The organism is Microcystis sp. M165S2, assembly GCF_020245885.1.
Taxonomy (GTDB): domain Bacteria; phylum Cyanobacteriota; class Cyanobacteriia; order Cyanobacteriales; family Microcystaceae; genus Microcystis.
The window spans coordinates 1-10,437 of record NZ_JADBTZ010000288.1 but is presented as its reverse complement, the minus strand read 5'-3'; the positions used below and the strand labels follow the sequence as shown (position 1 = coordinate 10,437).

Annotated in this window: 9 protein-coding genes, 1 rRNA gene and 1 pseudogene; 6 read left to right on the top strand and 5 right to left on the bottom strand. The window is 38.4% G+C overall.

The annotated features are described in order from the left end of the window. Positions 1-113, top strand: a 113-nt coding sequence (locus tag IM479_RS14630; protein WP_071784045.1) for a transposase, incomplete at its 5' end; no start/stop codon positions are given. Positions 114-137: 24 nt separating this feature from the next. Here IM479_RS14630 and IM479_RS22730 read toward each other — a convergent pair. From IM479_RS22730 to IM479_RS14615, 4 genes and pseudogenes are all read right to left on the bottom strand, one after another. Continuing rightward, a pseudogene (locus tag IM479_RS22730) lies at positions 138-227 on the bottom strand (ABC transporter ATP-binding protein); the annotation flags it as partial. A gap of 18 nt (positions 228-245) precedes the next feature. Then, entirely contained in the window at positions 246-1,418 is a 1,173-nt protein-coding gene (devC, locus tag IM479_RS14625) for an ABC transporter permease DevC (protein WP_287685315.1), read from the bottom strand. Between the two features lie 7 nt (positions 1,419-1,425). Beyond that, positions 1,426-2,709 (bottom strand): HlyD family efflux transporter periplasmic adaptor subunit, encoded by a 1,284-nt coding sequence (locus IM479_RS14620; protein WP_287685314.1) that lies wholly within the window; start codon positions 2,707-2,709, stop codon positions 1,426-1,428. 46 nt (positions 2,710-2,755) lie between these two features. Next, the gene (locus tag IM479_RS14615) at positions 2,756-3,328 is read right to left on the bottom strand and encodes a TetR/AcrR family transcriptional regulator (RefSeq protein ID WP_287080080.1); all 573 of its coding nucleotides are present in this window, start codon (positions 3,326-3,328) and stop codon (positions 2,756-2,758) included. A gap of 135 nt (positions 3,329-3,463) precedes the next feature. Here IM479_RS14615 and IM479_RS14610 point away from each other — a divergent pair, with 135 nt between their 5' ends. From IM479_RS14610 to yidD, 5 genes are all read left to right on the top strand, one after another. Beyond that, positions 3,464-3,754 (top strand): DUF2288 domain-containing protein, encoded by a 291-nt coding sequence (locus IM479_RS14610; protein ID WP_287672445.1) that lies wholly within the window; start codon positions 3,464-3,466, stop codon positions 3,752-3,754. 586 nt (positions 3,755-4,340) lie between these two features. Continuing rightward, on the top strand, positions 4,341-8,321 hold the full coding sequence (locus IM479_RS14605) for a pentapeptide repeat-containing protein (protein WP_287685313.1): 3,981 nt from the start codon (positions 4,341-4,343) through the stop codon (positions 8,319-8,321). 41 nt (positions 8,322-8,362) lie between these two features. Next, a complete protein-coding gene (locus IM479_RS14600) occupies positions 8,363-8,707 on the top strand; it encodes a hypothetical protein (RefSeq protein ID WP_287685312.1) in 345 nt (114 codons plus the stop codon). An 80-nt stretch (positions 8,708-8,787) separates the two neighbouring features. Next, a complete protein-coding gene (locus tag IM479_RS14595) occupies positions 8,788-9,792 on the top strand; it encodes a CFI-box-CTERM domain-containing protein (RefSeq protein ID WP_287685311.1) in 1,005 nt (334 codons plus the stop codon). Positions 9,793-9,809: 17 nt separating this feature from the next. Beyond that, positions 9,810-10,139 (top strand): membrane protein insertion efficiency factor YidD, encoded by a 330-nt coding sequence (gene yidD, locus IM479_RS22725; RefSeq protein ID WP_353737561.1) that lies wholly within the window; start codon positions 9,810-9,812, stop codon positions 10,137-10,139. A 166-nt stretch (positions 10,140-10,305) separates the two neighbouring features. Here yidD and rrf read toward each other — a convergent pair. Beyond that, positions 10,306-10,423, bottom strand: a 5S ribosomal RNA gene (gene rrf / locus IM479_RS14590). Positions 10,424-10,437 lie beyond the last annotated feature (14 nt).

Here is a 10,437-nt window from a genome sequence, read left to right as displayed (position 1 = left end):
TGGTCGAGGGAATCAACAATAAACTTAAACTAATAAAACGAAGAGGCTATGGCTTTAGAAACTTTCGGAATTTTTGGGTTAGAAGTATGTTATCTTGGCATCTTGTCTGTTGATTTAGCATAAAGAGTAACGAAGAGCCCAAAATAGTGATTTAAGCCTTTAATGGCAATTACGGTTTCATTAGGGCTAAAATTCCCTAATTCTCGCTCTTTTTGAAAAATCAGCATTGTTTCACCCTTGATAGCTTAGAAAATATCGGCTGGATCTGCTGTCCTTAATTTGCCCATAGCGACAATTCCAGAGGCAATACACATAATAATTGTTAGGATTAAAACTTCGATCGCCCTAGGGGTAGTCATCACTATCGGTAAAAGTGTAGCGGAGGAAGCGAGATGATAAACACCAAGAGAAACGATAAACCCCGGTATATATCCCAAAACCGCTAGTAATAAAGCCTCTTGCATCAAAACCCCGACTAAATACCAATCACCGTAACCCATAGCTTTTAGGGTAGCGTATTCGGGTAAGTGATCGGTGACATCGGAATAGAGAATCTGATAGACAATGACGATACCGACGATAAAACCGACTACTGTACCTAAACCAAAGATAAAACCAATGGCTGTACCATTTGCCCAATAGGTTTTTTCCCTTTCAGCAAATTCTTTTAAAGTAAGGACTATTACTTCATTTTTAGGTAGAAGTGCCTGTAAATTGGCTTTTACTGCCTCTATATTTGCCCCCGGTTGCAGTTTCACCAGTCCTATATCGATTTCGTGGGGTTGGCGTTCGGGAAAGAGCCTTAAAAAGGTAGAATCACTGCTAATGACGTTACCATCGGCAGCAAAGGAGGCACCAAGGATAAAAATTCCCGCTACCTGTACCTCTTTTCTATTTAACTGAACTGTCAAATCGGGGTTTTTCTGGAGTAAATCGGCAATTGGACCGAATTCTGGTCTTCCTGCTTGATCGTACAAGACGCGATTTAACATCTTCAGATCACTGGATTTTTGATTAACTTCCGGGAGAGTAAAAACCCGTTGACTGGGATCAAAACCAAAGACTAAAGTAGTTCTTTCTAGGGCAGTTTCGGGATTGCGCCACTGGGCAGAAGCAATATAAACTGGGGCTATAGATTGAATGCCCTCGACTCTTTTAGCTTGGTACAAGCGATCGCGAGAGAAACTTTTCACAGCAAAGAGGGTATCAAATTGGGGATTAATCAGGACTAAATCCGCATCGAGGACATAATGGGGTTTAACGGAAGCATCAAATAAGGCATCCCGAAACCCCAACTGCGTGAAAATTAAGAAGTCTGCAAAAGCAATCCCGGCAATAGCCACGATCAAACGGGTTTTCTCTCGCGTCACCTGTAACCAAGATAGGGGCGTTTTTTTGAATAGATGGGTTAGTTTCATGGAAAACCTACTCATTGATAGTTACAGTTACTTGGGAATTGGTTAAACCTGCCACTTTTTGACTGTTTTCGCGATCTAAGGCAATACGGACAGAGATAACTTTGCGATCGAAGTTTTCTCCTGGTTGATTGCTGAAGATATTTTGTTGGTCAACTTTTAAGGCAATTAAGCGCACTTTTCCGCTAACTTCGCCCGTAAACGCCGATCCGGTAATCGTGGCAGTTTGTCCCTCGCGAATTTTCCCGATATCGCTTTGATAGATTTCGGCAATTACTTCCATGCGCTCGGTTTCAGCGAGGTCAACAATTCCTTGAGCGCTGATTTGTTCCCCGATCCGGGTATTGACTTTAATCACTTTGCCGGTAATTGGCGATCGAATATAGGCCTGATTTAACTCGGTTTGGGCTTTTTTAACGGCAACTAGGGCAGCATTTACCTCCGCTTGGGCTGCCCGCACATCGACTCCCCGCACTTCTGAGACTTGATTTAAAGTGGATTTGGCCTCTTTGATCTGCTGTTGACCGGTGGATTCAATCCGGGCTAGGGTAGTCTTGGCTTCTTGTATCTCTTGTTTGCCGGTGCGTTCAATCCTCTCTAGGGTAACTTTTGCTTCTGTGAGTTGTTGATTACTGGTTTCTAAATTCAGTCTTTTACTATCAAAACTAGAGGCGGAAATTGCCCCTTCTTGATAGAGTTTTTCGTAGCGATCGAATTCAGCTTTGGCATTGCGATATTCTGCTTCTAATTTGCCAATTGTCGCTTTTTGGGCAGCCCTATCCCCGTCTAATTGCGCTGTTAATCTTTGGATAGTTGTCCGTTGGTTTGCTTGATCTCCTAACCATTGTGCCTCGATTTTCCGCACGTTAGCGGTGTTAGCATCGATTTCGCCGACTTTTGCCCCAGCTTTCACCTGTTCTAGTTTGGCTGCGGCTACTTTCACCTGTTCTTGTGCCTGTCGCAGGTTATCCTCTAATCTTTCCTGACTTTCGAGAATGGCGATTATTTGTCCCGTTTTGACGCTATCTCCTTCATCGACTAATAATTGCATGACTCGATCGGAATCAAGCAACATTGGGGCAGATATGCTGATAATTTCTGTCCTTGATTCAATTCTGCCTAAAGCGGTGATTTTTTGCGGTGCGGACGACGCAACTACAGGGGTTTTGGTTTCGGGTTTGGGGGCGACTTGGGAAAGGCTATAAAAGGTGGTTATTCCTAATAATCCTGTGCCTAATACTATTAACCCGATAATTAACTTCTGATTGGGTTTCACAAAAGTTTTACCGTTCATAGAATTTCTGTTAGTAATTTTGCAGTTAATAAGCGATTGTTGGGGGTTAACAGTTTTTCTGTAAATAAGTAGTAAGAATTTTACCTAATAATTCCATTTGTTCATCGATCGCAATCTGTTCATTGCACCACAGGCGCTCTAATATCAGTCCATTAATAACGCTGACAACTAACCAAGCTACACTCGGATCGGTAATACCTAAAATCTCGATTACTGCCTGATGATAGCGGCGATCAATGCGCTCAAAAAATTGACTACGACGCAGTTCTTCTCGTCCTTGGTATTGAGAATAATCAATCCATAAGAATAATTGTTTGATGCAGGAATCCTCGCGATTAATCATAAATTTTCCGAGAATTTTTAGCTTTTCTATCAGGGTTTTTCCTCGATCAATCTCGGCTTTAGCTAATAAAACATCCTGCTGGCACATCTCCTCGACTAACTGCTCGAAAAGTGCCGCTTTACTGGGAAAGTAGTGGTATAGCGTTCCCGTGGACACTCCCAATCCTTGCGCTAATTCTCTCGTCGTCATGTCAGCATAGCCTTTCTCGGCAAAGAGTTCGGCACTTTTTAAGAGGAGTTCTTTTCGGTATTGTTCTACGTCTACTATCTTAGGCATAAATTTAATATCGAACGTTCGTTATATTTTAGCTTAACATTACTATAAATGGGGAAATCGGTCGTCCCTTTGCCTGTATGCTAGAAGAAGGGGATAATTCGTTATTGAGCGAGCTTTTTCGCCAGGATTGACAGTATGGGTAATATTCACGAGCAGTTATTAGAGGAATTAGCCGAAGTGGAGTGGAGTGACTTAATCCCCCATGCTCAAAGGGATGCGCTGATCGTGGTTTCGGATTCCCTCAATTTAATCGAAGTAGCAGAAGCGATCGCCGGTGATCGGGTTGCTGAAGTGCAGAATTGGATCGGGGAAAAACTGCTAGAAAAACCGACACAGGAGCAATTAAGCGATTGGAATTCCCATCCCAATAACCTTTTTAATACACTAATCGTGCAACCTTTTGTGTTAATTCAGACCATAGCTTAGATGAAAAAATAGGAATTGTTGAAAAACTTGGATCTTCTAGAGTAGTTATGATATATAGCAATTCAATTTGAGACGTAAATAAGTCCTGCCAAGAAATGAAAGAAAAAAGTATCTTCGTTACTTGTTATGGTTCGATAGGGGGGCATAAATCGACTAAATCCTTATCTGGCAAGAGATTTAATTGATTAGTTCGCCCTAGATCAAAAACAATTGACAAAAATCGCCAAATGTTTTTCTCTATAAGGGTTTCATCTCTTATAATCCTGTCCGTTGCATAAGACAAACCGAAGAACCAAATTTTCGAGATTTTTTGAGAATGTGTGATGGAAACTATCGGTCAAAGGTACAAGCCTCTGCATAAATTGGGGCAAGGGGGGGAAACCTACTTAGCAGAGGATCAACATTGCCATGAAGATCCCTGTGCCGTGAAATATAGCAAAGACCAAGGTGCTTAGGACAATCCATCGCTGAAACCCTGTTCAGATAAGAGTTTGAAAATTGAAAGCGTCCTAAATAACCCATTATTTGCTATAGTTGATAAACACTAGCGTTGTTTTGTACCACACCAGTCATTATTTCGACGATTATGACTAATTTCTCCAATCAAAGTCTAAGCAACCGCTCGTTTGCAGGAGAAAACCTTGCAGGAGCAAACTTTCGTAATGCCGATATTCGCGGTTGTGATTTCACCAATGCCAACCTTGAAGGAGCCGATTTTTCAGGTGTAAGGGCAGGTAAAAGTCTCAGGCAACAGGTTATTCTGATTTCGTGTGTGATTATAGAAACACTTGTTTCTATTGCAGTCGCTATGTTCGCCTTTGGGGTTTTGGCTACATTTATATTTGAAAAAATTTTTGCGAATGTAACCGCATTTAACGGTTTATTTGCAGGATGTGTTGCGTTTGGAAGTGGGGTTTTATTGTGTTTTTTGTATTTATTATTTCGCCTGATTACAAAAACACACCATAAAGATTTGCCGATGGGTCAATTCATATTGGCTACATTTGTAGGAGTAGGTGTAATTTCAGGAAAAATGGGATTTGGAGAATTTATAAAAGGGAATATTTTGGGAGTAATTTTTTACTTTAGTCTAGCCATATTTTGCGGTTGGCTAACATGGTTTGGAATTGTATTGGCAGTTCGTACATTTCAACGAGCAACAGGAACATCGTTCACCAAGGCAAATCTTTCCTACGCTCAGTTTATTCAATCCACGTTAACTGGTTGTAACTTTTCCAATTCTGATCTCAGTAACGCTAAATTTTACAAAGCAAACTTGCGAAATTCTGACTTAACTAACGCTAGTGCCTACGGTACAGATTTTTCAGGCGCAATCCTTAAAGGAGCGTACATTCAGAATTGGAGAATCAATGATAATACAAAATTCGATGATGTTATTTGGAGTAGAAAAGCAAAGACTGGGTGGCTCGATTTCTCCAATCAAGATCTACGGAATTACTCATTTAAAGATGATCAAAACTTAGTAGGGGCAAACTTTCGCAATGCCGATATACGAGGTTGTGACTTCACCAATGCCAACCTTGAAGGAGCCGATTTTTCAGGTGTGAAGGCGGGACGAAGCCGCACTCAAGAAATTATTTTAATGGCAGTTGTCTTTGGGATTCTGATTCAGGGAGTGTTTGCTAGTGCGGTAGCGTTTAAGTTTGTAGATGCTTCTTTAATTGAGTTTGCAGGTGCAGTTGTGGGTTCTTTTATATTTTCATTGGGAATTACTTTTACATTTTGGTTTGTATTCTCGTTAGCACCAATATTTGATAATGTGCTATCGGTATTACTTTTTTCTCCGGTTATGTTTGTGGCTATGGATGGGTTCGCATTTGCGGCAATAGCTACGTTTAGTGAATTTACAAAAGGAAGCTTTCTTTGGGGAATTTTTATTGCTGTTATAGCATTATTTCTTGCGTTGGTGCTATATTTAATCATATTCTATGGAATAATTTTAGAATTTCAGAAGATATTGGGGACATCCTTTAGTAAAACAAACTTGTTAGATGCTCAGTTTAGTCAATCCATACTAAGTAATTGTGACTTTTCTAATTCTGACCTCACCAATGCTACATTCCACCGCGCAAAACTACAAAATGTTAACATCGCTAATGCTAAAGCTCACGGAACGGATTTTTCGAGAGCAAAGTTCAAAAATATCAATATTCAAAATTGGAGTATTGATGCGAATACCAATTTCAATGATGCCATTTTGAGTCGAGAGCTTATTACGTCATTGCTTGACTCCTCTAATCAAGATCCCATCAATGTGCAGGATGGAGAAACAGATACTGTACCTAATACCGAACTGCTTGACTTTTCCAATCAGGATCTAAGGAATCGCTCATTTAAAGATAATCAAAACCTAGCAGGGGCAAACTTTCGCAATGCCGATATACGAGGTTGTGACTTCACCAATGCCAACCTTGAAGGAGCCGATTTTTCGGGTGTAAAATCAGGACGAAGCCACCGTCAAAAAATTCTTTTAATCGCAGTTGCTTTAGTAGTTATGATTCAGGGAGCGTTTGCAGCAAAAATTGCCTTTGAGTGTTCTAGTGCATCGATAATTCATTTGGCAGTTGCGGTTGTGGGTTTGTTGGGATTGTCGTTAGGGATAGCTTTTACGTTTTTGTTTATATCTACAACAGTTCCAGAGACTTCCTCAGCAATACTTTTTTCTGCGGTTATGTTTGTGGCTATAGACGGATTTAATTTTGTTGCTATAAATACGTTTAATGAATTTACAAAAGGCAATCTTATTGTTGGAAATCTTCTTGCAGTTATCACTTTACTTCTGGGTTTAGTATCATGTTTCTTTTTTGCAGTATTGTGGATGGGATTTAAAGAACTTCAGAAGATATTGGGGACATCTTTTAGTAAAACAAACTTGTTAGATGCTCAGTTTAGTCAATCCATACTAAGTAATTGTGACTTTTCTAATTCTGACCTCACCAATGCTACATTCCACCGCGCAAAACTACAAAATGTTAACCTCGCTAATGCTAAAGCTCACGGAACGGATTTTTCGAGAGCAAAGTTCAAAAATATCAATATTCAAAATTGGAGTATTGATGCGGATACCAATTTCAATGATGCCATTTTGAGTCGAGAGCTTATTACGTCATTGCTTGACTCCTCTAATCAAGATCCCATCAATGTGCAGGATGGAGAAACAGATACTGTACCTAATAGCGAACCGCTTGACTTCTCCAATCAGGATCTAAGGAATCGCTCATTTAAAGATAATCAAAACCTAGCAGGGGCAAACTTTCGCAATGCCGATATTCGCGGTTGTGACTTCACCAATGCCAACCTTGAAGGAGCCGATTTTTCGGGTGCAAAGGCAGGACGAAGCCGCACTCAAGAAATTATTTTCATTATGGCTGTCTTGATAGGTGTCGTTCAGGGATTTTTGGTGTCGAAAGTATTGACATTTTCTTATGATTTTTATATTTTAAGTATACTTATTATGATTCTAGGTTTGCTTATAGGTCTATTTGTAAGTCATTCTTTGATAACATTTTTACGTTCACTTTCTGAAAGCTTAAACAAAGAGTTTGTTAATGACACCTTGTTGATGTCCTCTTGCTCTGGATTTATTCTTGGTGTACACTTAATTCTTGCGCCATTTTGTTTATTTTTTTTATGGATGTTAATTGGAAACTTTCAACTAAAAACTGGAACATTTTTGAACAAAGCAAACCTATCCCGTACTCAGTTTATCGAAGCCACGCTGATCAATTGCGATTTCTCTAGTTCTGACCTCAATAATGCCACATTCTACAAAGCGACTTTGCGAAATTCTAACTTTGCTAATGCCAACGCCAACGGTACGGACTTTTCTAGTGCTAAATTAATAGGAACAAATAATGAAAATTGGAATATTAATGCTGATACTAATTTTAATGAAACCATTTTTATTGAAAATATTAGTACGATTATTGAAAATATTAGTACGATATGGCTTGGTTTTTTAGTCAATTTCTTTAAAAAAGCAAACTTATTAGGTTTATTTTTAATGGGATTTTCTTTTGCTTGCTATATACCTCTCATAGTTCCCTTTGTTAATTCAAATATTCTTTTATTTTTGAAACTAATTATTGTAGTATGGCTCATACTTTCTATATTAATATCTCCACTTTTTTCTCGTTTTTCTGACAAAGGTATAACAAAACTTAGAAAAAAACTTAGAATTCCTTTTATTGGCTTAATATTTACTACTTACATAATATATATTATCTATAGAATTTATATACTTTTTAGGGGCGAGCATGAACATATTGGTGGTACGGGTTCTATTTCATTTTCATCGGCTGGCTCTCTACTAGGAGATATTTTCTGGCTTCCTATTTTATCTTTAGCTTTAGTAATTAGAAAGATAAGACGGAACGGTAGAAATTTATTTATTTCTATTATTTTTACTGTTAGCAGTTTTGCTTTTGGGATTGCTGTGGGATATTTAATTTTTGTAACATCGCCTAATTTGATTTTACTAGGTTGGATTACAATGCCCATAGGATTGTTGTTTTTAATATCTTCATTCCCATTTGAAGAACACTAGATCACACTAACAACGGAAAATCATATCAAAGGAGCCAAATTATGTCAGTATTCGATATGCGTCATCAGACAGTTACAAACCAAACAAATAATAATTATAGCTTTGGTGAAGCTCAAAATCAAGCCGATTTGATTATTGAGCTAGAGAAACTGAAGTCTGAAGTAAGCAACGCTGGAGAATCTAAAGTCATCAATGCCGAAATTGTTACAGAGGTTCAAGAGCAAATCCAGAAAGCTGTCGATCAGGCAAAAAAACCTCAACCTAATAAGGATGTAATTGCAGGTTATCTAAGCACGGCTAAAGGCTTTATGAAGGGAGTCGCCGAAGCTGGTGGAATCATTGCTGGAATTGTTAAAGCTATTGAATTAGTCCAAAAACTGTTTTAGCCGATATTGACTGGTATATTCTTGCAGTCGTTTACAAATACACAGCCTTGTAAATACTGATTCAAAGGAACTAAAAAACTATGTCAAATTTTGATCAGCAGGGGCAAATTGTCTATCATCAAATTAACCAAGTAATCAATCAACAAATTATTAATGTTAATGATGAGATGGTTGAAAAATTTGTAGAAAATTTTGCCTCTCTACTTCCTCTCGATGCGGATGATAAAATAAAAAAATCTATTACTCTTCACATTATCACCGAATATGCGAATAACGGTAACTTACCCATATCTCCTGAACAATTAACTTCTCTACTGGAAAAGCTTAATCAATTAAGCATTGATGAATTCAATAGGCTTTTATCTTCTGACAAAAAATATAAACAATTAAGGCACAACTTAGGCTGGTATATTTTTGTTGGGGCTGGTGTTGGATTCGGCGTTGGTTATGCGTCTGCAAAAGTAGATATAGAAAAGATTATTCAAGAGTTAACCCATAATAATAATTTATATGTTCCTGATTTGACTCCTTCTTCATCAAGTAATCCTAGTTTGCGAACAGAGGATAACTCAGAACAGCACTATCCTAAAAGTTCAATTCCTAAAGAGCATATAGCTAGTTCAGTCATATTGCACAAATCTATAGACTCTTTACCTAACACTAGAGAGCCATTTCTCCCTGTTAGCAGTAGTCGCGGTAGCAGTTCTTTTCCAACCCACCACCAAGAGCAATTGTTAGAGAGTTCTATTAATCATAATATAAGTGGAGGATTACCAGAACCTCACCCAATCAGTTTGGACAAGTCTAACGGAGATATTGAAGATTGTGACCACTTAAATCATTGTGACCACTGCGATCACTGCTTTATAGCTACTGCTGTCTATGGCAGTTACGAAGCACCTCAAGTTATCAAATTAAGACACTTTCGAGACAAAAAACTTAGAACGTATCGATTAGGAAATTTACTCATTTCAGTATACTACAAATTATCGCCACCTTTAGCTCGCTGGCTTAAAGATTCACCAAAATTTGCAAAACCAGTTCGTCATATCCTTGCTATGCTTATCAAATACTTAGAAAGTTGATTTATAGATGTTTCTCTATGCACACAAGAACAAAACGGAAAATATCGATTTCCAAATTGTTAATATTTGTTATTCCATTAGTCGATTGTTTAGAGAAAATCGGTTTACGGTTTATTCTCGATTTTGCTGTTATTCACTGTATCCGATTCTATCAAAAATATCTTTCGCCTCGTAAAGGATTTTCCTGTGCTTACAGCGTACTTTATAGATGTGAATCATGCTCGGAGTATTTTCGGAAAACTGTAAAAATTTACGGTTTGAAAAAGGCAATTTTTCTGTTTCAGAAGAGACTAGAAGAATGTAAACTTGCTTATAGAGAACTACTGAAGGGAGACAATAAAAATTAGCTCCATAAAACATAAACACTAATATACATTAATTTTGTAGTAGAGCTACTCTTCGTCAGTAGTCCAGCAGGATGAGCCACGCAGTGCTAAACCAATAAAAAAAGTACAGCAAAGGCAAAACCCTCCCCAATTGCATGAGAAGGGAATTGTTTTGTGTAAAGAATAATCCTGGCATCGAGCTATTGTCCCGGTCGGCAACCCGACAAGTATCTTGGCCACGGTGAAGTTTCACAACCGAGTTCGGGATGGAATCGGAGTGGTGCCATCACGTTAAAGACACCAGGAAGGGTAGAACCCT

Coding starts and splice junctions, on each gene's coding strand:
- IM479_RS14595 (WP_287685311.1), top strand. CDS start 8,788: ATGTCAAATTTTGATCAGCAGGGGCAAATTGTCTATCATCAAATTAAC.
- IM479_RS14615 (WP_287080080.1), bottom strand. CDS start 3,328: ATGCCTAAGATAGTAGACGTAGAACAATACCGAAAAGAACTCCTCTTA.
- IM479_RS14620 (WP_287685314.1), bottom strand. CDS start 2,709: ATGAACGGTAAAACTTTTGTGAAACCCAATCAGAAGTTAATTATCGGG.
- IM479_RS14600 (WP_287685312.1), top strand. CDS start 8,363: ATGTCAGTATTCGATATGCGTCATCAGACAGTTACAAACCAAACAAAT.
- IM479_RS14605 (WP_287685313.1), top strand. CDS start 4,341: ATGACTAATTTCTCCAATCAAAGTCTAAGCAACCGCTCGTTTGCAGGA.
- yidD (WP_353737561.1), top strand. CDS start 9,810: ATGCACACAAGAACAAAACGGAAAATATCGATTTCCAAATTGTTAATA.
- devC (WP_287685315.1), bottom strand. CDS start 1,418: ATGAAACTAACCCATCTATTCAAAAAAACGCCCCTATCTTGGTTACAG.
- IM479_RS14610 (WP_287672445.1), top strand. CDS start 3,464: ATGGGTAATATTCACGAGCAGTTATTAGAGGAATTAGCCGAAGTGGAG.